Below are 23,560 nucleotides of genomic sequence, written 5' to 3'. Positions count from 1 at the left end.
GTAGGATATTTTTCTGGCGCTTCGCCTTTGACACGCCGAAGGAGACTAATCGGTTCTCCCGCTCGGTTCTCCCGCGCGCGCGACTCGTCCCGTCCTCCATCCCGGATTCGGCGCGGCGGCAAGATGACCACGATGCCGGGCCGCTCCGCAGCGTCGCGACGGGAATCGAAGCGCAACGGAACACCAGCGGAGCGGCGCCGTTGCCGCTGACGCAGCGACGCGCCTGAGCGTCCCGAGACGAGCAAGGTACACCCCGGAATGCAGGCGCCGATCCGCTTCGATCCCTCCCTGGAGAGCATGCATCCCGATGAAGAGGAGGTGCAGGCGGAGATGATCCGCGTCTTCGAGACGATCCAGGAGACGACGCTGAAGGATTACGGCCACGCGGTGCGCAGCGTCCATGCCAAGAGCCATGGCCTCCTGACCGGCCGGTTCACGGTGCTGCCGGATCTTCCCCCATCGCTGGCGCAGGGCCTGTTCGCGACGCCGGGCACGTATGACGTGATCTTGCGGCTCTCGACCAATCCTGGCGACATCCTGAACGACAGCGTCTCGACCCCGCGCGGCCTTGCCGTGAAGGTGATCGGCGTACCTGGCGAGCGGCTGCCGGGGGCGGAGGGTGACGCCCAGGATTTCGTGATGGCGAACGCCCCCGCCTTCACGGCGCCGGACGCCAAGGCGTTCCTCAAGAGCCTGAAGCTCCTGGCCGCCACCACCGATACGCCGCAGGTATTCAAGACGGTCCTTTCCGCGGCACTCCGCGGCGTCGAGACCGCCCTTGAGGCGGTGGGCGGCAAGAGCGCGACGCTGATCAGCCTCGGCGGCCATCCCGAGACGCACATCCTCGGCGAGACCTTCTACAGCCAGGCCCCCTTACGCTGGGGTGGCTACGTCGCCAAGGTCGCAGTGGCCCCGGTCTCGCCGGGCCTCACCGCGCTGACCGGTGCGTCGCTCGACGTCAACGACAAGCCGAATGGCCTGCGCGAGGCGGTCTCGGCGTTCTTCTCCGCCCACGAGGGCGTGTGGGAGCTGCGCGCCCAGCTCCTCACGAATCGCGAGACGATGCCGGTCGAGGACGCCTCGAAGCCCTGGCCGGAGCACGAGAGCCCCTACGTGCCGGTCGCCCGGATCACCGTCCCGCCGCAGGAGAGTTGGAGCGACGAGAAGGTCCGTTGCCTCGATGACGGCCTCGCCTTCAGCCCATGGCACGGGATCGCGGCGCACCGGCCCCTCGGCTCGGTGATGCGGGCGCGCCGCGCCGTCTATCCGTGCTCGGCCGGCTTCCGGGCCCGGCACAACGGCTGCCCGATTCACGAACCCACCCGCGCCTGAAGGAAGGCGTGACGAAGGAAGAACTTGGCCATGGTGTTCCCGTCGCTGACCGCCGCCTACGGGGCCGTGCTGGCGCTCCTGTTCGCCGGGCTCTCCGGCTGGGTGATGGCCCGGCGCCTCTCCGCCAACGTGCTGCACGGCGATGGCGGCGATGCCGTGCTGCTGCACCGCTCCCGCGCCCAAGCCAACTTCGCCGAGTACGTGCCGCTCATCCTGCTCCTCGTCGGCCTGCTCGAGGCGCACGGGGCGAGCCGGGCCCTGGTGCACGGCCTCCTCCTCGTGCTGCTGGTCGGCCGGGTGCTGCACCCGTTCGGCATGACGGCGCCGGCGAACTCTCCCCGGCAATATGCCTGCCGGGGCGGCGGCATCCTGGCAACCGTCGCGGTGCTGATCGTCGCCGCCTTGGTGCTGCTGCTGCGTCTCGCCTAGACCGTCGGCGACGCGGCGGCGAAGTCCAGCCGCACCACCGTGCCGGCCCCGCCCCCATAGGTGAGCGTGCCGTCGAGCTGGGCCGCCAGCCCTTGCGCGATGCGCAGGCCCAGGCTGCGGCTCGTCTCGGGATCGAATCCGGCGGGAATGCCCCGCCCGTCATCCGCGATGGTGAGCGCCATCCGCTCCGGCGTGGTCGCCTCCAGGCGGATGGTGATCGTCCCGGGTGCGCCGTCCGGGAAGGCGTGCTTGAGGGCGTTGGTCACCACCTCGACCATCAGGAGCGACAGGGTGGTGAGCCGCGTCAGGTCGAAGCGCACCGGGGGGACATCGACCAGGCAGACGATGTTGCGGGCGCCCGTCGCGTCGAGGAGGTCGGTGCAGAGCTCCTGCAGGTACTGGTCGACCGGCAGGCTGATTCGGCCCGGGTCGTAGAGCCGGCGGTGGATGCGCGAGATCGTCTCGAGCCGCACCCGCGCCTCGTCGAGGGCGGCGAGAGCCGCCTGAGGGTCGTTGCCGACCCGCCGCCTCTGCAAGGTCAAGAGCGCGGCGACGAACTGCATGTTGTTCGCCACCCGGTGCTGCAGCTCCTGGAACATGGTCCGCTGCTGCTCGTAGAGCCCGGCCGTGACCGTGCGTTCGCGGCGCAGCCGCGCGCTCGCCGTGTGCATGATGTGGATCAGCGCGATGTCGACCGCGACGATGAAGACGTAGAAGGCCAGCGCCAGCGCGGACTGCGCCGAGACGATGAAGCCCATGCTCGGCGGCAGGAAGAAGTACCAGGCGAACAGCCCGCTCAACGTCGCGCAGGTGATGCCAGCGCGCAGCCCGCAGAAGAACGTGGTGAGGATGACCGCCGGGAAGAAAGTCAGGTAGGGAAAGCCCGGCGGCAGCACGTCGTCGACGGCCAGCCGCACGCCGAGGGCGACGGCCGTGGCACCGAGTGCCACGAGGTCGCCGAGCCAGGGCCGTGCGCGCAGGGACTCGGTCGCCTGGATCACGCTCCAGAACCGGCTGCGACGTGACGCCTGCGCCGGCGCGGCCTGGAAGGACGAAGCCGGGGCCGTCGGTTCGGCAATTGGCAGTGGGGTGGCTCCTTGATCCAGGCCGCGAGCTTAATCCGATTCGGCGAGCCCGGTCCATGAAGCCCGGCGGGAGTGAGCAGGGGATGAACGGCCCGCTGTCATCGCGACGACGTCCGTCACCGCGACCTCGCCGCCGCGTTCGCGGCGAGGAGCAGTGCGCCTGCCCCGAGAGCGAGGCCGAGGCCGGTGCTGAGGCGCCGGGCGGAGGGCACGCCGTGCCGGGCGCGCCAGCCGCCGCTCGTGCTGCGGCGATCGTCGAGGGGCGCGCGCAGTGCGCCGTGGGTCACCGGTGCCGGCCGAGCCCGGTCGAGGGCGCGGTGGATCGCGATGCCCATCAGGTGCTCGGTCGGGCCCGGCGCGAGGGCGTAGGCAGCCTGCGCCGCCCGGGCCGGCCAGCCGACCGCGACCTCGTCATGGGGATGGCGCGCCAGGTGCACGAAGGCCTCGGCCACGTCCTCGGGCGCGTAGACGAAGGGGCCGGCATCGATGCGCTTGCCCGAGACGTTGGCACCGTGGTCGAGCCCGGGCGTGTCGATCATCGCCGGGAAGACCGAGCAGACATGGATGTGCCGGTGCCGGCGCAGTTCCTGTCGCAGCGCCGCGGTGAAGCCGCGCAGCCCGAACTTGCTCGCCGTGTAGGCCGCGGCGAACGGCGCCGGCGCCCAGCCGCCGAGCGAGATGTTGGTGATGAGCGTGCCGTGGCCTTGGCGCCGGAAGACCGGCAGGACCGCGTAGGCGCCGTGCATGCCCCCCAACAGGTTCACGGCGATGGTCAGGCGGTGGAGGTCGAGGGGCGCGTCCTGGTAGGGGCCGAACACCCCGGTGCCGGCATTGTTGATCCAGACGTCAATGCCGCCGAAGACCCGCTCGGCCTCGTCGGCCAGGGCCTGCACGGCCTCCGGCTCGGTCACGTCCGTCGGCACGGCGATCGCCTCCGCGCCCAGGCGCCGGCAGGCCTCCGCGACCTCCTCCAGGGCGTCGCGGCGGCGCGCCGCCAGCACCAACCGGGCGCCCCGCCGGGCGAAGGCCAGGGCGGCGGCGCGGCCGATGCCGCTCGAGGCGCCGGTGAGCACCACGACGGCGTTGTGCAGGTCGGTCATGCGGGCCTCCATGCTGGGGGCGAGCATGGCCCCGCTGGCGCAACCGGGAGGCCCGTCGGATGTTCCGACGGCTAGCCTCGGCTGATCGGCGCGCCGCTGCCGGCCTCCGCCGTGACCGCGCCACCCTCCACGATGACCCGGCCGCGGCACAGGACCGTCTCGGGCCAGCCGGTCACCGTACGGCCGGCATAGGGCGTGAAGCCGGTGCGGTCCTCGACGATCTCGTCCGAGAGCGTCACGCGCCGTGAAGGATCCCACAGGCAGAGGTCGGCATCCTGGCCCACCGCCACCGAGCCCTTGTTGGCGAGGCCGTAGATCCGGGCCGGCGCCGTCGCGGTGATCTCGACGAATTTCCGCAGGCCGAGCCGCCCGCCCGACACCATGGCGTCGAACAGGAGCGGCAGACGCATCTGCAGGCCCGGCATGCCGTTGGCGATCTCCTTGAAGGTCGCGCCGGGGCCCGCCTTGAGCTTGCCGGTCTCGTCGTAGCGGTAGGGCGCGTGGTCGGAGGAGACGGTCTGGAGGTCCCCGAGATCGAGGGCGCGCCACAGCGCCTCCTGGTCGCGGGCCTCGCGCAGGGGCGGGGAGCACATCCACTTCGCCCCCTCCAGGCCCGGCCGGTCGAGGTCGGATTCGGTGAGGAAGAGGTATTGCGGGCAGGTCTCGGCATAGACCTTGGCCCCCTCGCCGCGGGCCCGGCGCAGGATCGCGGCGCCCTCCTCCGTCGAGACGTGGAAGATCATCACCGGCTGGTCGAGGAACTGCGAGAACCGCACCACCCGCTCGAAGGCCTCCGACTCTGACAGGCGGGGATGGCTGGCGGCGTGGTACTTCGGCGCCGTCTTGCCCTCCTTGAGCAGCTGCCGGCTCGCGAAGGCGATCAGCCCGTGATTCTCGGCGTGGACGCAGACGAGCGCGCCCGATTCCTTGGCCGCCGCCATCAGGTCGAGCAAGGCCTCGTCGGCGAGCCGCAGGCGATCATAGGTCATGAACGCCTTGAGCGAGGAATGCCCGGCCTGCACCAGCGCCGGGATGTCCTGCGTCAGCGCCTTCTCGGTCGCGTCCGCGATGATGAGGTGGAAGGCGTAGTCGATCACCGCGCCGGCCCGAGCCAGCGCCGTGTAATCCTCGACGACCTTCGCCAGATCCATGCCGACATGCTGGGCCGCGAAGGCGATGACGCTGGTGGTGCCGCCGAGCGCCGCCGAGCGGGTGGCGCTCTCCCAGGTATCGGCGTTCATCAGCCCGGAGGCCGAGAGCTGCTCGATATGGGCGTGGCTGTCGACCCCGCCCGGCAGCACCAGCTTGTCCGTCGCGTCGATCTCCCGCCGGCCGGGGGCGAGATCGAGGCCGATCGCGGTGATCCGGCCGTCGCTGATGCCGAGATCGGCGGAGAAGACGTCGCTCGCGGTTGCGACGGTGCCCCCGCGGATCACGGTGTCGAAGGTGGGCAATGTGGAATCGGACATACGCGTCACGCTCTGGCTCGCGGAGAGGAGGAGGGAGTGGGCGTTCGGAATGCCTTCCGGCAGGTCGCCCGCCCGTGTCATGATCGCGCCCGGTGGGACGCGCGGGGCTGCCGATGGATTCCAGGGATCTGATCGGCGAACTGGAGCGGGACGGCTGGGTCTGGCATTCCACCACAGGCAGCGATCGCCACTTCAAGCATCCGACGAAGCCGGGCAAGGTGTCTAGTTGTGAGACCTTCGAGGCCGCCATCGCTAGCGGGCGCGAGGCCCTGTCCGGCCATCTGGCCGTCATGCGTGCCGAGGGCGATCCGCTGCCTCCCGCGCGCAGCTTGGCCGATTTGTGTGCCGATCCCGAGGCCATGGCGATGATGGAAGGCGGCCTGATCCAGATCATCGCGCCGGATCCGGCACCGGGCACGCGTCGACCTGATGATCGACGCGGCGCTCCTGCGCCTGACCGACGCGGCGGCTGAGGCTCGCGGCATGTCCCGCATCTCCTTCATCGAAGCGGCGCTTCTGACAGCAGCCGAACCGTGACGGGCCTCGCGCCCGAAACTTGCTAGGCTCGAGGCCTGCCACACCAGGGGACCACCATGCAGATGACCGATAGGGCTTGCGACCGGCGCATCCTCGTCATCAACCCGAACTCGAACGACGCCGTCACGCGCGGTCTTGACGCGGCGCTCGCGCCGCTCGTGCGCCCCGGCATCGCCATCGACTGCCGCACGCTTGCCGAGGGGCCGTTCGGCATCCAGTCGCAGGCCGATGTCGAGCAGGTGGCGCTGCCGCTGCGCGACCTCGTGCGGCGGGAATCCGCCGACGCCTATGTGATCGCCTGCTACTCCGATCCCGGCCTCCACGTCTGCCGCGAGGCGACCGACCGGCCGGTGCTCGGCATCGCCGAGTGCGGGATCCTCACCGCGCTCGCCCGGGCCGACCGGTTCGGCGTCATCGCGGTGGCGAGCCGCTCGATCCCGCGCCACCTGCGCGCCCTGCGCCAGATGGGCGTGAGCGAGCGGCTGGCGGGCGAGCGGGCGCTGGAGATGACGGTCGCCGAGACCGCGAGCGGCAAGGACACGCTCGCCCGGATGATCGCCGTCGGCCGCGACCTGCGCGACCGGGATGGGGCCGGCGTCATCGTGATGGGCTGCGCCGGCATGGCGGTGCACCGGCGCGGCCTCGAGCAGGAGCTCGGCACCCCGGTCATCGACCCGACGCAGGCCGCGGTGGCGATGGCGATCGGGATCGTGGCGGTCGCCTGACATCACTCGGGGAGCACGACGCCGGTCTGGGCGGTGATGCGGCCGTAATGCTCGATGCGGCGGTGGCGGGCGAAGTCGAAGATCGTCTCCTTGCCGAACCGGGTCTCGTCGAGGTCGCAGGGGTGGACGATCACCCCGTCGGCCTCGCCGGGGAGTTCCGCCACGATCTTCCCGTTCGGATCGACGATCAGGGTGCCGCCGGTGAGGTGGTGTCCGTCCTCGTCGCCGGCCTTGGCCACCGCGACGACCCAGGTCCCGTTCTGGTAGGCGCCGGCCTGGACCGAGAGGCGGTGGTGGAAGAGCCGCTCCTCGATGCCCTCGGCGTTGCGCTGCGCGTTGACCGAGGGCGTGTTGAAGCCGAGCACCACCATCTCGACGCCCTGCAGACCCATCACCCGGTAGGTCTCGGGCCAGCGCCGGTCGTTGCAGATGCACATGCCGAGGATGCCGTCGAGCATCCGCCAGACCGGGAAGCCGAGATCGCCGGGCTCGAAGTAGCGCTTCTCCAGGTGCTGGTGGCTGCGCTCGGGATCGAACTCGTCGTGGCCGGGAAGGTGCACCTTGCGGTACTTGCCGACGATGGTGCCGTCGCGGTCGACCAGGATCGAGGTGTTGAAGTGCCGGCCCTCCGGCGTCAGCTCGGCGTAGCCGAAGGATAGCGCCATGCCGTGCTCGCGCGCCCGGGCGAAGAGCGGGGCGGTGGCCGGCCCCGGCATCTCGCGCTCGAACCAGTGATCGGCCTCGGCCCGATCCTCGTGGTACCAGCGCGGGAAGAAGGTGGTGAGCGCCAGTTCCGGATAGACGATCAGGTCGGCGTCCTGGCGCTTCGCCTCGTCCATCAGGGCGATCATCCGGGCGACGACGCTGTCGCGGTCCTCGGCCTTCTGGATCGGTCCGAGCTGGGCGGCGGCGGTGCGGATCACGCGCATGAGAAAAAACCTGCAAGAGTTCGTGATTGAAGAGTTTTGACCGTGGGATCTATCCCACCCACGACCTCATCCTGAGGTGTGGAGCGATCGCAGATCGCGGAGCCGCGGAGGCGGGCTCCAGGGATCGCGGAGGCCTCTGGGATCGCGGAGGCCTCTGGGATCGCGGAGGCTTCTGGGGGCCTCCTTCGAGGCCCAGCGATCTGCGATCGCCGGGCGCCTCGGGATGAGGTCGCGGGTGGGATGCGAGCACCTCCGCCGCGTCGACCTCACGCCGCCGGCTCCGCCGCCGCGAGTCCCCGCGGCGCCCCCGGCCGGAAATGCGGGATCGCGGCCAGCAAGTCCCGCGTATAGGCGGTGCGCGGGGTCCGGAAGAGGTCGCGGCTGACGCCCTCCTCGACCACCCGCCCGCCCTGGAGCACCAGGGTGCGCTCGCACATCATCCGCACCACGTTGAGGTCGTGGCTCACGAACAGGAAGGCGAGGCCGTCCTGCCGGCGCAGGTCGTCGAGGAGGCGCAGCACCCCGGCCTGGACCGAGACGTCCAGGGCCGCCGTCGGTTCGTCGAGGACGAGGAGCCGCGGCTTCACGGCGATCGCCCGGGCGATGCCGATGCGGGCCTTCTGGCCGCCGGAGAGCTGGTGCGGGAAGCGGTCGAGGAGGGCGGCGGGCAGGCCCGCCCGCTCGGCGCTCTCGAACACCCGCAGGCGCAGGGCCTCGCCGCGCAAGGCGGTCAGGCGCTTCAGCGGGTGGGCGATGCAGTCGAAGGCCGAGAAGCGCGGGTTGAGGCTGTCGGTCGGGTCCTGGAACACGATCTGGATCGCGCGCCGGTGGGGCGAGCGGTGGAAGTCACGGGCCGGGATCGTGCCGATCGACTCACCGTCGAACAGGATCCGCCCTTCGCTCGCATCGAGCAGGCGGCAGATCATCCGCGACGTGGTGCTCTTGCCGGAACCCGACTCGCCGACGAGGCCGAGGCTCTCGCCCTCGCGGAGCGAGAAGGAGACGTCCTCCACCGCCATGGCGCCTCCGAACTGCTTGCCGAGCCCCTGAACCTCGAGGAGGGCCGGGGTGCCGGGCGCCGGGGCCGGTCGCGGGGATGCGGAGGGGCGCGCACCCTCCGGCACCAGGTCGGCCAGGGTGGAGGTCGGGGTCGGCGAGGCGGCCACGAGGCGCTTCGTGTAGGGGTGGCGGGGCGCCGAGAACAGCGTTCCGGGCTCGCCCTCCTCGACGAGGCGGCCCTGCTCCATCACGGCGATGCGGCCGCAATACTGCGCCGCGAGGCCGAGATCGTGGGTGATCAGGATCATCGCCATGCCGCGCTCGGCGGTGAGCCGGGCGACAAGGTCCATCACGGTCTTCTGGGTGGTCACGTCGAGGCCGGTGGTCGGCTCGTCGGCGATGAGGAGCGCCGGCCGGCAGGCCAGCGCCAGCGCGATCATCACCCGCTGGCACATGCCGCCGGAGAGCTCGTGCGGGTAGGCGTCGAGGCGGCGCGCGGCGTCGCGGATCCGCACCGCCTCCAGGCTCTCCAGGGCCCGCTCCCGCGCCTGGGCCTTCGAGAGGCCGCCCGCCACCAGCACGTCGGCGAGCTGCCGGCCGATGGTGCGGATCGGGTTGAGAGCCGCCCGCGGGTTCTGGAAGATCATGCCGATGGCCGACCCGTGCGCCGCCCGCAGGTCCGCCGCCGAGAGCCGGCTGACGTCCTGGCCGCGAAAGCGGACCCGGCCGCCGGTGATGCGCCCCGCCCGGTCGAGGAGGCGCGCCGCCGCGAAGGCGGTGACGGACTTGCCGGAGCCCGATTCGCCGACGAGGCCGAGGCTCTCGCCAGGCGCAACCGCGAGGGAGACGCCGCGCAAGGCCTCGACCGGGCCGCGACGGGTCGCGAAGGTGACCTTCAGGTCCTCGACCGAGAGAAGAGAGGGCTGCATCAGGTCCGCATCCGGGGATCGAGGATGTCCCGCAGGCCGTCGCCGAGCAGGTTGAAGCACAGCACCGCCAGCATCAGGGCGAGGCCCGGGAAGGCCACGAGCCACCACTTGCCGGTGGTGATGAAGCGCGCGCCCTCCGCCACCAGGATGCCCCATTCCGGCGTCGGCGGGCGCACGCCGAGCCCGATGAAGGACAGGCCCGCCGCGTTGAGGATCGCCCAGCCGAGGTTGAGTGAGATCTGCACCGCCATGGCAGGCAGGACGTTCGGCAGGAGGAAGCGCAGGACCACCGCGAGGTGGCCCTCGCCGCCCGCCCGCGCCGCCTCGACGTAGCCGGCGTCGCGCCGCACGTTCACCTCGGCCCGGGCGAAGCGGATGTAGAACGGCAGGTTGATGATGGCCGTCGCGACGACGATGTTCTCGACCCGGTTGCCGAGCGCCGCCACCAGCGCCATCGCCAGCACGAAGAGCGGGAAGGCCATCAGCACGTCGACGAGGCGCCCGACCACCCGGTCGAGCCGCCCGCCCGCATAGCCGCTCACCCCCCCGATCACCGCGCCGAGCGCGAAGGACAGGCTCACCGCCGAGAGCGCGATGGCGAGATCGAGCCGCGTCGCCGCGATGATGCGGCTGAGCACGTCGCGGCCGAGCTGGTCGGTGCCGGCCCAGTGCGCCGCGCTCGGCGGCTGCAGCGCCACCGAGACGTCGGAGGCGACGGGATCGTAAGGGGTGAGCCAGGGGCTGAAGACGGCCACGAGGCAGAGCAGCGTGGCGCCGGCGGCGGCAACCGCCGTGAGCGGATTCTCGCGCAGGACGTGGCCGGCGTGCTGCAAGGTGCTGGGCGGGGGCGCGAGGGTGGGGGATACGGCGTTCATCGGATCACTCGCATCGGATCACTCGATCGAGACGCGCGGGTCGGCGAGGCCATAGAGCACGTCGACCGTGAGGTTCACGACGACGAACAGGCTCGCCATCAGGAGCACGAAGCCCTGGACCGGTGCGTAGTCGGAGGCGAGCAGCGCATCGAGGGCGTAGGAGGCGACGCCGGGCCAGGAAAACACCTTCTCGACCAGCACGTTGGCTCCGAGCATGGTGGAGAACACGATGCCCGCGATGGTCAGCACCGGCAGGATCGCGTTGCGCAGGGCATAGGTGACGATCACCCGCCGGCGCGGCAGGCCCAGCGAGCGGGCGGTGCGGATGAAGTCGCTGCCGAGCACGCTCAGCATCGCCGCCCGGGTGATGCGGGCGAGCGGCGCCAGCACGAACAGCGCCATGGTGAGCGCCGGCAGTACCAGCTGCCCCGCCGCGGCGCGCCAGCCCTCCCAGTCGCCGACGAGGAGGAAATCGACGAGCAGGAAGCCGGTGATGTCCGGCGGGCTCGCCGCGAAGACGTCGATGCGGCCGGTGGGATCGGGGGCGACGCCGAGCAGGTAATAGAACACATAGATCAGCAACAGCCCCGACACGAAGGTCGGCACGCAGACTCCGAGCGCGCAGAGGAAGCGCACGGCGTGGTCCACCGCCGAGCCGGGCCGGAGCGCCGCCGCGATGCCGAGCGGGATCGCCAGCAGCAGCGCGATGACCAGCGCCGTGAAGGTGAGTTCGAGCGAGGCCGGCAGGCGCTGGCGCAGATCCGTCAGCACCGGCTGGCCGGTCGTCATCGAGCGGCCGAGCTGGCCGCGGGCGACGTCGCCGAGGTAGCGCACCAGCTGCTCGGGCACCGGCTTGTCGAGGCCCATCTGGCGGCGGATCTCCTCGATCTCCGCCTTGCCGGCATTCGGCCCGGAGGCGAAGAACACCGCCGGGTCGCCGGGCAGCACCCGCATCAGCAGGAAGGTGAAGACCAGGACACCGAGCAGCGCCGGCAGCGAGGACAGGAAGCGCCGCCCGGTGCGCCGGGCGATGCCGGAGGCGGAAGCCATCCCGCCTACTTCTCCGCGGCTTTGCGCGACAGGTCGCGGTAATCGACCTGCCGGTGGAACTGGTAGGTGTAGCCCTCGACCGATTGCGCCATCACGGCGTCCTGGTTCGGCTGCCAGATCGGGATCTGCGGCATCAGGGCGAAGTTGCGCCGGTTGAGGGCCCGGGCGTCGTCGTCGTACTTCGCCGGATCGCGCTCGAAGCGGGCCTTCGCGGCGATCTCGTTGATCTCGGGATCGTCGATCGAGCTGTAGTTCCAGCGCTGGTTGCCAGTGTAGAAGTTGCGGTAGAAGTAGTCCGGCGAGGGCAGCCAGGCGACGATGCCTTCGGTGAAGAACGGCAGCTTCTTCTCGCTGACCTGGGTCGACATCTGCGCGTCGGGCAGCTTCTGGATCTCGACCTTGACGCCGATCTTCTCCAGCGATTCGCGGATGAGCGCCGCCATCGGCTCGGCGGTGGCGGCCTGGCCGACATTGAAGCTGAATGTGGTCGAGAACCCGTCCGGCAGCCCGGCCTTGGCGAGAAGCGTCTTGGCCTTCGGCAGATCGAGGGTCACCGGCTGGGCGACGGGGAAGACCGGCTGCGGATCGCCTTCACCCCAGGTCGCCCCGAAGAGCGGCTTGCCGCGGCCGAACAGGGCGGCCTTGAACATCGCGTCGTAGGGCAGGGCGTAGGCGAGGGCCTGGCGCACCTCGACCTTGTCGAAGGGCGGCATCTTCGTGTTGAAGGAGATCAGCGTGACCGCGTTGAATTGCGGCGTGGCGATCACCTTGAGCTTGCCCCGCTCCTTGAGCGCGAGCGCGTCGTTGGCCTGGAGGTCGATGACGATGTCGGCGTCGCCCTTCTCGACGAGGTTGGCGCGGGTCGCCGGATCGGGGATGGTCTGGGCGATGACGCGCTTGAAGCCGGCCGGCTTGTCCGGCGCCGCCCCGGTCCAGTCGGCGTTCCGCTTCAGCACGACCTGCTCGCCGGGCTTGAACACGTCGACGCTGTAGGCGCCGCTGCCGACGGCGTGGTCCTTGAGCCAGCTTTGCGCCCAGGGATCCTCCGGCGTCGCGTGGGCCTTGGCGGCCTTGGAATTGATCACGATGGCGTAGACGGTGGCGAGGTTCGGCAGCGCCAGCCGGTCGGGCTTCGGCAGCGTGACCTTGAAGGTGTGGGGATCGACCACCGTGAACTGGCCGGGGCTCGTCAGCGAGCCGGTGAGGAGCTGCGGCCCGGCGAGCGACTTCGCCGAGACGGCGCGGTCGAGCGACCACTTCACGTCGTCGGCCGTGACCGGGGTACCGTCCTGGAACTTGGCGTCCTTGCGCAGGTAGAAGGTGAGGGTCAGGCCGTCGGGGCTGACCTCGTAGCGCTCGGCCAGCTCGCCGCGAATGGTGTCGAGGTCGAACACCCAGTTGTCGCCGAGCTTCTTGCGGCCGAAGGTGACGAGACGGTCGTAGGTGCTGAGGCTGATCGCGAAGGCCTCGCGGGTGGTGCCCGGCATCGTCGGGTCGAGGGTGTTGACCGAAGCGCCCGTGACGTAGCGCAGGGTCTCGGCCCGGCTCTGGGCCAGAGCCGGCGCCGCCCCCACCGCGAGCGCGACGATGAGGGCGCCGGCGAGGCCGCCCATCCGCATGCTGGTCTTCGTCACGCCCATCCCTTCCTGCATCCCTGGTCGGTCGGCCGGACGTCTAGCAAGGAGCGTTCCAGCACGGGGCGTCCGGGGGCTTCAGCGCAGAACCGCCTGCGGCACGTCGTAGGCGCGGAAGTCGGCCCAGTGCCGGTCGAGGTCGGCGGTGAACAGTCCGCGGGTGAGGCCGGAGACGAGGCGCGGCACGGCGGTCGTCATGGCGTTGATCGACGAGCCGGACGGGCCGTGGCTCACCGTCGAGGCGATGCCGAACAGGTGGATGTCGGTGATCCACGGCGTCAGGCCGGGCTCGCGCTCGGCGAAGGCGTAGTCGTCGCCGAGATAGGGATAGGTGGACAGGCGGTCGTCGCGCTCCTCCGGCGGCGGGGCGTAGCGGTCACCCCAGGTGGCGATGTTGTGAGCAAACGCTGATAGTTCGGGCCGCGCGGCGTAATCGATGGCGATGCCGGTGGCGGCGATGACGAGATCGGCGGCGACCGTGCCCTGCGGCGTATCGAGGAGGACCGCGCCGCCCTGCATCCGCGCCGCGCGGACGGGCGCGCCGGGGCGGAAGCGGAAGTTCGGATGCCGGGCGCAGCGGTCCCAGGTCGCCTGCGGGAAACCCTCGCGCAGGCCCATCACCGCGCTCATGAAGCGCCAGCGCCAGGCATCGTCGAGGTCGCCGAGATGGCGCAGGAAGCCCGCGAAGGTGAGCCAGCGATAGGGCTGAACCACCTGCGCCTCCGCGCGCCGGCAGAGCAGGGTGACCTCGGCGGCGCCGGCTTCCAAAGCCGTCGCCGCATTGTCGAAGGCCGAGGCGCCGGCGCCGATCACCGCGACGCGCTGGCCCTCGAAGGCCGCGAAATCGACCGGGTCGTCGGTGCGGGCGACGCGACCGGCCGGCAGGTCGGCCAGCACCTCGGGGATCGCCCAGGAGCCGGCCCCCTCCTGGCCGGTGGCGAGGACCACCTTGCGGGCGTAGCGCACCGTGCCGTCCGCGTCGGTCACGGCCAGCAGCCCGTCCGCCGGCGCGATGCCGGTGACGGTGACGCGGTTCTCGACCGGCACGTCGGTCGCGTCGCGCACGAAGGCCAGGTAGGCGGCCCAGTCCTCCCGGGGGATCAGGTCGAGGGCGTCCCAAGCGGCCTGCCCGTAGCGGGCCTCGTGCCAGGATTGGTAGGTGAGCGCCGGCAGGCCGAGATCCGGCCCGGTGAAATCCTTCGGGCTGCGCAGGGTGCGCATGCGCGCATAGGTGAGCCAGGGGCCTTCCTGGCCTTTCGGCGCCTGGTCGAGCACCAGGATGTTGGTCACCTGTGCCCGCATCAGCCCGAAGGCGATGGCGAGTCCGGACTGCCCGGCCCCGACCACGATCACATCGTAGGCCGGCTCCCCATCCAGGCCGGTGCGGGGGGTGAGCCAGGGCGCGCGGGGATGGGCCGTGCGGGCGATCTCGTCGCGGATTCGGACGAGGAGAGCGTCGAGGGACATGCAGATCCTTCAGGCGGAGAGCCAGCCCCCCTCCACCGGCAGGGCTGCGCCGGTGGTGAACGAGGAGGCGTCGCTGGCGAGGTAGAGGGCAGCCCGGGCGACCTCCTCGGGCTGCCCGAGGCGCTTGAGGGCGTGCCGGGCCTCGGAGGCCGCGCGGGCGGCGTCCGGGTCGGCGGCCCGGCGGAAGCTGCGGGCGAGCAGAGGGGTCTCGATCGCGCCGGGCACCACGGCGTTGACGCGGATGCGGTCGGCGGCGAAGTCGAGCGCCATGGTGCGGGTGAGGCTGAGCACCGCGCCCTTGGCGGCGATGTAGGCGCTGTTGCCGCGTCCGCCGGCCAGCGCCAGCTGCGAGGCGACCGTGACGATCGCGCCGCCGCCCCGGCCCCGCATCGACGGCACCGCTTGTCCGGCCCAGAGCCACGTGCCGCCGACATGGGCGCGGAACACCGCATCCCAGTCGGCCGGATCGGTGGTCTCGACGGTGCCGCCGACCGAGAAGCCCGCCGCCGTCACCAGCACGTCGATGCCACCGAGAGCAGCGATGATGGCGGCGGCGTCGGCCGCCACGGTGCCGGGATCGCCGACATCCGAGAGGCGGGCCAGGCCGCCGATCTCGGCCGCCACCGCCTCCGCCGCCGGGCCGTCCCGGTCGATCACCGCCACCCGGGCGCCGGCCTCGGCGAAGAGCCGTGCCGTCGCGGCGCCGATGCCGGAGCCGCCCCCCGTCACCACCGCGACCTTGCCGTCGAGCCTCACGAAAATTTCTCCCGCAATCGCGTCTGCCAGGCCAGAAATGCGTCCGCCGAGGCTTCGAGGCCGTGCGCCGCCTCCCAGCCGAGTTCGCCGCGCAGCCGGTCGGTGGCGAGAGGCGGCCGGTCGCGGTCGCCGTGCAGCGAGATCGTCGCTGTCTCGCCCGGTGCGACGAGGCGGCAGACGAGACCCGGCCGCGCACGCGCCACCCGCTCGCCCCAGGCCAGGACCGGCCAGACGGCGGGGCTCGATACGTTGTAGAGCCGGGACCTCAAGCGCTCCGCCGCGATCAGACGCCCCACGGCCTCGGCGGCGTCGGGGGCGTAGAGCCAGTCGCGCCGGCCGGGTCGCGGCAGCAGGGCCGGGGTACCGGCCTCGGCGGCGGCCCAGATCTGCGCCTGCGGGCTCAACGTATCCCGCAAGCCGGTGTCGCGTTCGAACGGGCCGAACACCGCGCTCAGGCGCACGCTCACCCCGTCGAGGCCCCAATGGCCGCAGAGCCGCGCCAGCACGGCTTCCGACGCGAACTTGGTGACGGCGTAGAGGCTCTCCGGCTGCGCCGGACGGTCCTCGGACAGGACTTCTCCCTGCACGCTTCCGTAGGCTGCCGCCGAGGACAGGTTCACCACCCGGCGCACCCCGGCCCGGCGGCAGGCCTCGAGGATCGGCACCAGGGCGGTGAGGTTGACGGCAAGGATCGTGCCCGGATCCGCCGCCTCCCGGGCGGCATCCGCCGTCACCGCGGCGGCGATCACCACCGCGTCGGTGCCGGGCCGGATCGCCGCGTCCAGGCAGGCCGGGTCGGTCACGTCGCCGAGGTCGAGGGAGAGGGCACCGGGCCGGGCCGCGAGCGCCCCCAGCAGGGGTGGCGGGGGCGGCGCCCGGTCGACGAGCCGCACGGCGATGCCGCGCCCGAGCAGGGCGTCGGCGAGGTTCAGCCCGACGAAGCCGGCACCACCCAGGATGACGATGCTCATGGTGACGACATCAGCCTCGGCGTGCCCGGGTCGTCGCGATGGGGAGGTACCGGCACGCGCTGTCCTCGTGATCGATCTGCGCCCTCATGCAGGAAGCGGGCCGGCAGGCGGCGGAAAGCGCCAGGGAACGCGCGTGCGCAACCGCTGCGTTTGTCGGCAGGCCGATGCGTGGCAAGCACCGGAAATTCCGGAGAAGAACGGTACGCGGCCGTGGTGCAGGGCCGTGTCAGCGGACCCGCTTCGCGGCAGCTCTCTCCCGGATCCCGGATCTCCTTCCACGTCGCTTCAATCGTCCGGGACAGGGGGAGCTTGGACCGCTCGCCCAGCATCGGCCTGCCGCTATCGTGTGCCGTACGGAAGCAGGACCCGTCCGACCGCGCGGCGGGCGCGCGACCCCGCGGAGCCCGCGCGACAATTCCGCCCGAGATCAGAAACCGGGCGCCCCGCCACCCGCCGGCGCTGCGCCACCGCCCCGAAGCAGGCAGAGCTTGGGGGCGATCGTCCACCGGACTGTCATGAAACCATCATTGGCCCTGACGAAGACGTTTCCCGACACGGCCGGCGCGAAACACTCGCGGCCTGCAATCCATGCTGAGCCATTGCGGCCTTCGGATTGCTCCAAGCTGGTCATGAACGGTGCAATTCTCGTATACGTTGCTGCTCGGGAATGGAGCGTGGCGTGAAGCCGACGTCGGCATGGCCGAGGAGTGGGGGAACGGAACATGGTGCAAGACGCGGCCGCACAGGCCAGCCCCGGCCAAGCTGGTCCTGGACCCGCGGAGCTGCCGGCGGCACGGCCCGATTCGGGCCTCGGCGCGCTCGCCCTCGTCGCCTCGTTCCACCAGATCCCCTGCGAGCCGGCGCAGGTCCGCCACGATCTCGGCCTCGGCCAGACGGTCATGGGCGCCACCGACATCGTGCGCGGCGCACGCCGGCTCGGCCTCAAGGGCCGCCTGCTGCAGAACCAGAAGCCGGCGCGCCTCGACACCATCCCGCTCCCGGCGATCCTGGAAGTCGACGACGGGCGCTTCGTCGTCCTCGGCCGCCGTTTCGAGGACGGCAAGCTCAGGATCATCGACCCGGTCGCCCGCACCGCCGAGCACGTCGCGGCCGAGGCGTTCCTGGCCCGATGGACCGGCACCATCGTGCTCGTCGCGCGCCGGGCCAACCTCCAGACGGCGCTCCACAGTTTCGGCCTGACCTGGTTCGTGCCCTCGATCTGGCGCTACCGCAAGCCGCTCACCACGGTGCTGGTCGCCTCGCTCTTCATCCAGCTCTGCGCCCTCATCACACCGATCTTCTTCCAGATCACCATCGACAAGGTCCTGGTCCATCGCGGCTACTCGACCCTGACGCTGGTCGCGGTCGGCCTCGTGGTGCTCGGCCTGTTCCACGTCGTGCTGCAATACTTGCGCGGCTACATCCTCACCCACACCGCGAGCCGCATCGACGTCGAGCTCGGCGCGCGGCTGTTCGACCACCTGATGCGCCTGCCCCTCGGCTATTTCGAGACCAGGCCCGCCGGCCAGACCGTCGCCCGGGTGCGCGAGCTCGAGACGGTGCGCAACTTCCTCACCGGACAGGCCCTCACCTCGGCGATCGACATTCCGTTCACGCTGCTCTTCCTCGCCATCCTGTACTTCTACTCGCCGCTGCTCGCGCTGATCGTCACCTTGTCGATCCCCTGCTACATCCTGGTGGCGGTGCTGCTGCGGCCGATCCTGCGCGACAAGACCCTGGAGCGGTTCAACCGCTCGGCCCTGTCGAGCCAATTCCTGATCGAGTCGGTGGTCGGCATCCATACCGTCAAGGCGCTCGCGGTCGAACCGACCCTCAAGAGCCAGTGGGAGGAGCGGCTCGCCGCCTACGTCAAGACCTCGTTCGTCGCCGGCCTCGTCGCCAGCATCGGCCAGAACGCGATCCAGTACATCTCCAAGGTCACGACCGCTCTGGTGCTGTTCTTCGGCGCCTACGCGGTGATGAACGGCGAATTGACGGTCGGCAGCCTGATCGCCTTCAACATGATCATGGGCCAGGTCACTGCGCCGATCCTGCGCCTGTCCCAGCTCTGGCAGGACTTCCAGCAGGTCAAGGTGTCGCTGGAGCGCCTCGGCGACGTGCTCAACTGCCCGCTGGAGACACGGGCGCTGGCGCAGGCCCACCTGCCGCCGGCCAAGGGCCAAGTCACGGTGCGGGGCGTGTCGTTCCGCTACCAGCCCGGCACGGCGGAAGTGCTGAAGGACGTCAGCCTCGACATCCCGGCCGGCCAGGTCATCGGCATCGTCGGGCCGTCCGGCTCGGGCAAGTCGACCTTCACGAAGTTGCTGCAACGCCTCTACGTGCCCGAGAAGGGCCAGGTGCTGGTCGACGGCGTCGACATCGCCCAGGTCGATCCGGCCTGGCTGCGGCGCCAGATCGGCGTCGTGCTGCAGGAGAACCTGCTGTTCAACAAGACGGTGTTCGAGAACATCGCGCTCGCCAATCCGGGCCTGTCGCGGGCCCAGGTGATGCAGGTGGCCCGCCTCGCCGGTGCCGACGAGTTCATCAACCGCCTGCCGCTCGGTTACGATACCCCGATCGAGGAGCGCGGCGCCAACCTGTCGGGCGGGCAGCGCCAGCGGCTGGCGATCGCCCGGGCGCTCGCCACCAACCCGCGCATCCTGATCCTGGACGAGGCGACCTCGGCCCTCGACTACGAGAGCGAGCGGATCATCCAGGAGAACATGAAGCACATCGTGCGCGGCCGCACCGTCATCATCATCGCCCACCGGCTGGCGGCGGTGCGGATCTGCGACCGCATCATCGCCCTCCAGGACGGACGCATCGTCGAGGACGGTACCCACCGCGAGCTGGTCGAGCGGCCGGCCTCGCTCTACGGCCGCCTCTGGCGCCTGCAATCCGACCACGGCTCAGCCCAGGGAGAGGCCGCGTGAGCGCCAACCCGCAACCCGCCCCCCCGCCCGCCAACCTGCCCACCCCGCGGCGCGCGGTACCGCCGCCGGCCCGCTTCAGCCCGCGCGGCCTTTCCGAGCGGGTGCGGCGCCTCGCCGACGACCGCTCCGACCAGGAATTCCTGCCGGCCCATCTCGAGATCCTCGACACCCCGCCCTCGCCCTACGCGGTGGTGTTCACCTGGGTGATGTGCCTGATGTTCGGGGCGGCTTTGGTCTGGAGCATCTTCGCCCAGATCGACATCCACGCCGTCGCCACCGCACGCATCCAGCCCTCCGGGCGCTCGAAGGTCGTGCAGCCCTTCGACACCGGCAAGGTCCAGACCATCGCGGTCGAGAACGGCAGCCGGGTCCAGGCCGGCGACGTGCTCCTGACCCTGGAGCCGACCGAGGCGGAGGCCGACCTGTCCTCGCGCCAGGGCGACCTCGCGGCGCTCGAGGCGCAGATCGCCCGCCGGCGCGCTACGATCGCGGCGGTGGAGAAGAACCTGCCCACCACCAAGGTGGATTTCCCGGCCGCGGTCCCCCCGGCGGTGCGCGCCCGCGAGGAGGGCGCGATGCTGGCCGAGATCGGCCAGTACGTCACCACCCGCGAGGCGTTCGAGGCGCAGCTCGCCGAGAAGGTGGCGACGCAGGAGCGCTTCACCGCCAGCATCGCCGCCCGCCTGCGGCTGCAGGCAGTACTGAAGGAGCGCGCCGACATGCGCGAGACCCTGGTGGCCAAGGCTGCCGGTACGCGGGCGGCGGTGATCGACGCGGTGCAGCAGGTCGAGCAGGTCGCGGCCGATCTCGCCTATGACCGCGGGCAGCTGACCGAGGCCAAGGCCGCCGCCACCTCGCTCCAGCGGCGCATCACCCAGCTCACCAGCGAGACCGTGGCGCGCCAGTACCAGGCGCTGACGGAAGCGGCGCAGAAGCGCGACGCCCTGGTGCAGGACGTGGTGAAGGCGACGCTCAAGCGCGAGCGCACGCAGCTGAAGGCCCCGATCTCCGGCACGGTGCAGCAACTCGCCGTGACGACGCTGGGCCAGGTCGTCACCGCCGGCCAGCCCTTGATGGTGGTGGTGCCGACCGACGGGCCGATCGAGGTCGAGGCCCAGGTCCAGAACAAGGATATCGGCTTCATCCTCCCCGACCAGGAGGCGGTGGTGAAGATCGACGCCTTCCCGTTCACCCGCTACGGCTCGATCGAGGGCAAGGTCGTGCGGGTGTCGCGCGACGCGGTCGACGACCGCGAGGCGGGCGGCGGCAGCGACGCCCTGTCGGTGGCGCGCGGCCAGGGCGTGAACCCGGTGACCGGCATGCCCAAGACCCAGAACCTGATCTTCCCGGTGACGGTCGCCCTGTCGCAGACCTTCATCAAGGCCGACGGCAAGGAGGTGGCGCTGACGCCGGGCATGACCGCCACGGTGGAGATCCGCACCGGGCGGCGGCGGGTGATCGACTACCTGCTGTCGCCGGTGCGCGAGACGACCTCGACGGCGGGGCACGAAAGGTGATTCGTTGGTGAGCGCGGGCGTGCGGGAGTCGTGCGCCCTCAGCCCAGATCCGCCCCCTGCGTGTTGACGTAGAGCGCGTAGAGCGAGCGGGTCGAGGCCATCAGCAGGCGGTTGCGGTCGCGGCCGCCGAAGCAGAGATTGGCGCAGCGCTCCGGCAGGCGGATGCGGCCGATCATCTTGGCCTGAGGCGAGAGCACCACGACGCCGTCCTCGGCTTCGCCCATGCCCCAGCCGCACCACAGATTGCCGTCGCGGTCGGCCCGGAAGCCGTCGGCGGTGCCCTTGCCGCAATCGAAGAACACCCGGCCCTCGCCGGAGAGGCCGGTGCCGTCCGGCGCCACGTCGAAGGCGCGGATCAGGCGGTTCGGCTCGGCCCGCGCCTCGATGACGTAGAGGATGCGCTCGTCCGGGGAGAAGCACAGGCCGTTCGGCCCTTTCAGGCCGCGGGCGACCGCCTGGACCGCCCCGGTGGCGGGATCGACCCGGTAGATGGTGCCGGGCAGCTCGGGCGAGGCCATGGCCTCGAGCGGGTTCGGGCCGAAGGCCGGATCGGTGAACCAGACCGAGTCGTCGGAGCGGCACACGACGTCGTTCGGCGAGTTGAGCGGCTTGCCCTCGAACCGATCGGCCAGGACCGTGAGGCGCCCGTCATGCTCGGTCCGCGTCACCCGCCGGGTGCGGTGCTCGCAGGTGAGGAGCCGCCCCTGGCGGTCGCGGGCATTGCCGTTGGCGTAGTCGGCCGGCCGGCGGAACACCGTGACCGCGCCGGTCTCCTCGTCCCACTTCAGGATGCGGTCGTTCGAGACGTCGCTGAACAGCAGCATCCGCATGTCACCGAACCAGACCGGCCCCTCGGCCCAGCGGAAGCCGGTGGCGAGGCGCTCGATGCTGGCAAGGCCGATGCGGTACTTGGCGAAGCTCGGATCGAGGATCTCCACGGCCGGATCGGGCAGTCGCTGTGCCGGCTCCCAGGCCCGCGCCGCGCTGGCCGCGATCGTGGCGGCGCCCGCCGCCAGGAACGCCCTGCGGTCGAAACTCATGCTGTCCTCCCCTGCGGCGGTGCTTCCAGCGCTCGCCGCAACTTTATTGATTGTTTGGTTTTTCGGTGATGCGACACGCCCGGGCGAACGACCCGGGCGTGTCGTGGATCGTCAGGTAATCGGCGCCGGGTTGAAGAGCGTCAGGTCGTTGTACAGCCCCCAATGGTCCGACCACGGCTTCTTCCTGCCGCTCGCCACGTCGAGGATCAGGCGAAACAGCTCCCAGCCGGTCTCCTCGATCGTCACCTCGCCGGTGGCGATCTTGCCGGCATCGAGGTCGATCAGGTCGGACCAGCGCTGGCTGAGTTCGGTGCGGGTCGCGACCTTGATCACCGGCGCCTCGGCGAGGCCGTAGGGCGTGCCGCGGCCGGTGGAGAAGACCTGGAGGGTGATGCCGGAGGCGAGCTGCAGCGTGCCGCAGACGAAGTCGCTCGCCGGCGTCGCGGCGAAGATCAGGCCCTTCTGGCGCACCCGCTCGCCGGGCGCGAGCACGCCGCGGATCGCGCTGGTGCCGGATTTCGCCACCGAGCCGAGCGCCTTCTCGACGATGTTGTTGAGTCCGCCCTTCTTGTTGCCGGGGGACGGGTTGGCGCTGCGGTCGGCCCCGCCTTGCGCGAGGTAGTCGTCGTACCAGGCCATCTCGCGCACCAGCGCCCGCGCCACCGCCTCGGTCTCGGCCCGGGGGGTGAGGAGGTGGATCGCGTCGCGCACCTCGGTGACTTCCGAGAACATCACGGTGGCGCCGGCCCGCACCAGCAGGTCGGCGGCGAAGCCGAGCGCCGGATTGGCGGTGACGCCCGAGAACGCGTCGCTGCCGCCGCATTGCAGGCCGACCACGAGGTCGGCCGCCGGGCAGGTCTCGCGCTGGCGCGTGTTCAGCACCGCGAGCCGGGCTTCCGCCATCGCCATGATGCTGTCGAGCATCATCCCGAAGCCCTCGTGGCGCTCGTCCTGGAGCCGCACCACGCCGTCGGACTGTCCGTCCGGCAGCAGCCGCTCGGAGACCAGCTTCTCGCAGCCGAGGCCGACCACCATCACCTCGCCGCCGAAATTCGGGTTCTGGGCCAGGCTCTGGAGCGTGCGGATCGGGATGACCGCCTGTGGCGCGTTGATGGCGACGCCGCAGCCATAGGCGTGGGTCAGCCCGATCACGTCGTCGACGTTGGGAAAGTGCGGCAGCAGCTCCTTCTTGATGCGCCGGATCGCCACCTCGAGGGTGCCGGCGACGCATTGCACGCTGGTCGAGATCGCCAGGATGTTGCGGGTGCCGACCGAGCCGTCCGGATTGCGGTAGCCCTCGAAAGTGTAGCCGTCGAGCGGCGGCAGCGGCGCCGGCACGCGGGTGGCCAGCGGCAGCTGGTCGAGGTCGGGCGCTATTGGGGTGTGCACCCGCGATTCCTCGACCCAGCCGCCGCGCGGGATGGCGCGCAACGCGGTGCCGATCACCTCGCCGTAGCGGCGGATCTCGGCCCCCTCTTGGATGTCCCGGAGCGCGACCTTGTGGCCTTGCGGCACGAATTCCTGGAGCACCAGGCCGTCGGGGAAGACCGTGCCGGCCGGCAGCCCGAAGGCGTTGACCACGATGGCGACGTTGTCGGTCTCGTGCAGGCGGATGGTGCGGGGCGCGTCGCCCCGCGGCGCGGGGGTGGTCTCGGGGGTCGTTCCCTCGGTCGTCCGCGGCTCGTCCAGCATCGGCTCCCTCCCGGTATGGCCGGCGTCGTGGGTGCCGGTTCTTGAGCGTAAAACGACGGTGCCGTCCACGGGAGACGGCACCGCCTGAACG

General features: G+C 71.1%; 19 protein-coding genes. 6 read left to right on the top strand and 13 right to left on the bottom strand.

All coding sequences use genetic code 11. The annotated features are described in order from the left end of the window. Positions 1-258: 258 nt before the first annotated feature. Both MFF64_RS29055 and MFF64_RS29050 read left to right on the top strand, forming a co-directional pair. The gene (locus MFF64_RS29055) at positions 259-1,332 is read left to right on the top strand and encodes a catalase family protein (RefSeq protein WP_099899795.1); all 1,074 of its coding nucleotides are present in this window, start codon (positions 259-261) and stop codon (positions 1,330-1,332) included. Positions 1,333-1,362: 30 nt separating this feature from the next. Further along, positions 1,363-1,761 carry an MAPEG family protein gene (locus tag MFF64_RS29050; RefSeq protein WP_238193006.1) on the top strand — a complete coding sequence of 133 codons (399 nt, stop codon included), beginning with the start codon at positions 1,363-1,365 and terminating at the stop codon, positions 1,759-1,761. Here the strand turns inward: MFF64_RS29050 and MFF64_RS29045 are convergent. The 3 genes from MFF64_RS29045 to hydA form a co-directional block, all read right to left on the bottom strand. Then, positions 1,758-2,762, bottom strand: coding sequence for a sensor histidine kinase (locus tag MFF64_RS29045; protein WP_238193005.1), 1,005 nt, complete (start codon positions 2,760-2,762; stop codon positions 1,758-1,760). The genes MFF64_RS29050 and MFF64_RS29045 overlap by 4 nt on opposite strands. Before the next feature lie 200 nt (positions 2,763-2,962). Further along, entirely contained in the window at positions 2,963-3,946 is a 984-nt protein-coding gene (locus MFF64_RS29040) for an SDR family oxidoreductase (protein WP_238193004.1), read from the bottom strand. Positions 3,947-4,017: 71 nt separating this feature from the next. Beyond that, positions 4,018-5,415, bottom strand: a complete 1,398-nt coding sequence (gene hydA, locus MFF64_RS29035) for a dihydropyrimidinase (RefSeq protein ID WP_099908405.1) — start codon at positions 5,413-5,415, stop codon at positions 4,018-4,020. Between the two features lie 113 nt (positions 5,416-5,528). Between hydA and MFF64_RS29030 the strand changes: the two genes are divergently transcribed. Beyond that, positions 5,529-5,888, top strand: a complete 360-nt coding sequence (locus tag MFF64_RS29030) for a hypothetical protein (RefSeq protein WP_238193003.1) — start codon at positions 5,529-5,531, stop codon at positions 5,886-5,888. 126 nt (positions 5,889-6,014) lie between these two features. Continuing rightward, on the top strand, positions 6,015-6,677 hold the full coding sequence (locus MFF64_RS29025; protein WP_099908407.1) for an aspartate/glutamate racemase family protein: 663 nt from the start codon (positions 6,015-6,017) through the stop codon (positions 6,675-6,677). Between the two features lie 2 nt (positions 6,678-6,679). On the opposite strand, the gene MFF64_RS29020 is transcribed toward MFF64_RS29025, so the two are convergent. The 8 genes from MFF64_RS29020 to MFF64_RS28985 all read right to left on the bottom strand — a co-directional run bounded on the left by MFF64_RS29020 (position 6,680) and on the right by MFF64_RS28985 (position 16,287). Further along, complete coding sequence (locus MFF64_RS29020; protein ID WP_099908390.1) at positions 6,680-7,606, bottom strand: N-carbamoyl-D-amino-acid hydrolase; 927 nt, start codon at positions 7,604-7,606, stop codon at positions 6,680-6,682. A 266-nt stretch (positions 7,607-7,872) separates the two neighbouring features. Further along, positions 7,873-9,534, bottom strand: coding sequence for a nickel ABC transporter ATP-binding protein NikE (gene nikE, locus MFF64_RS29015; RefSeq protein WP_099908393.1), 1,662 nt, complete (start codon positions 9,532-9,534; stop codon positions 7,873-7,875). Then, the gene (locus tag MFF64_RS29010; protein ID WP_099908395.1) at positions 9,534-10,409 is read right to left on the bottom strand and encodes an ABC transporter permease; all 876 of its coding nucleotides are present in this window, start codon (positions 10,407-10,409) and stop codon (positions 9,534-9,536) included. The genes nikE and MFF64_RS29010 overlap by 1 nt, the downstream gene beginning before the upstream one ends. A gap of 18 nt (positions 10,410-10,427) precedes the next feature. Beyond that, positions 10,428-11,459, bottom strand: a complete 1,032-nt coding sequence (locus MFF64_RS29005) for an ABC transporter permease (RefSeq protein ID WP_099908397.1) — start codon at positions 11,457-11,459, stop codon at positions 10,428-10,430. A gap of 5 nt (positions 11,460-11,464) precedes the next feature. Further along, positions 11,465-13,078, bottom strand: coding sequence for an ABC transporter substrate-binding protein (locus MFF64_RS29000; RefSeq protein ID WP_099908409.1), 1,614 nt, complete (start codon positions 13,076-13,078; stop codon positions 11,465-11,467). A 93-nt stretch (positions 13,079-13,171) separates the two neighbouring features. Then, entirely contained in the window at positions 13,172-14,566 is a 1,395-nt protein-coding gene (locus MFF64_RS28995) for an NAD(P)-binding domain-containing protein (RefSeq protein WP_425324423.1), read from the bottom strand. Between the two features lie 3 nt (positions 14,567-14,569). Beyond that, complete coding sequence (locus MFF64_RS28990) at positions 14,570-15,316, bottom strand: SDR family oxidoreductase (RefSeq protein ID WP_099908401.1); 747 nt, start codon at positions 15,314-15,316, stop codon at positions 14,570-14,572. Continuing rightward, positions 15,313-16,287, bottom strand: coding sequence for an NAD-dependent epimerase/dehydratase family protein (locus tag MFF64_RS28985; protein WP_099908403.1), 975 nt, complete (start codon positions 16,285-16,287; stop codon positions 15,313-15,315). The genes MFF64_RS28990 and MFF64_RS28985 overlap by 4 nt, the downstream gene beginning before the upstream one ends. Positions 16,288-17,009: 722 nt before the next feature. Between MFF64_RS28985 and MFF64_RS28980 the strand changes: the two genes are divergently transcribed. Together MFF64_RS28980 and MFF64_RS28975 are read left to right on the top strand one after the other, a co-directional pair. Then, the gene (locus MFF64_RS28980; RefSeq protein WP_238193002.1) at positions 17,010-19,220 is read left to right on the top strand and encodes a type I secretion system permease/ATPase; all 2,211 of its coding nucleotides are present in this window, start codon (positions 17,010-17,012) and stop codon (positions 19,218-19,220) included. Beyond that, a complete protein-coding gene (locus MFF64_RS28975) occupies positions 19,217-20,737 on the top strand; it encodes an HlyD family type I secretion periplasmic adaptor subunit (protein ID WP_099907805.1) in 1,521 nt (506 codons plus the stop codon). Before MFF64_RS28980 ends, MFF64_RS28975 begins: the two co-directional genes overlap by 4 nt. A 38-nt stretch (positions 20,738-20,775) precedes the next feature. Here the strand turns inward: MFF64_RS28975 and MFF64_RS28970 are convergent, their stop codons facing one another. Further along, positions 20,776-21,777: an SMP-30/gluconolactonase/LRE family protein gene (locus MFF64_RS28970; protein WP_099907803.1), complete on the bottom strand. Its 1,002-nt coding sequence runs from the start codon at positions 21,775-21,777 to the stop codon at positions 20,776-20,778. Between the two features lie 111 nt (positions 21,778-21,888). Next, on the bottom strand, positions 21,889-23,469 hold the full coding sequence (gene garD / locus MFF64_RS28965; RefSeq protein WP_099907801.1) for a galactarate dehydratase: 1,581 nt from the start codon (positions 23,467-23,469) through the stop codon (positions 21,889-21,891). Positions 23,470-23,560 lie beyond the last annotated feature (91 nt).

This window comes from Methylobacterium frigidaeris (assembly GCF_022179185.1).
Classification (GTDB): domain Bacteria; phylum Pseudomonadota; class Alphaproteobacteria; order Rhizobiales; family Beijerinckiaceae; genus Methylobacterium; species Methylobacterium frigidaeris.
This window is presented reverse-complemented; position numbering and strand designations above follow the sequence as displayed.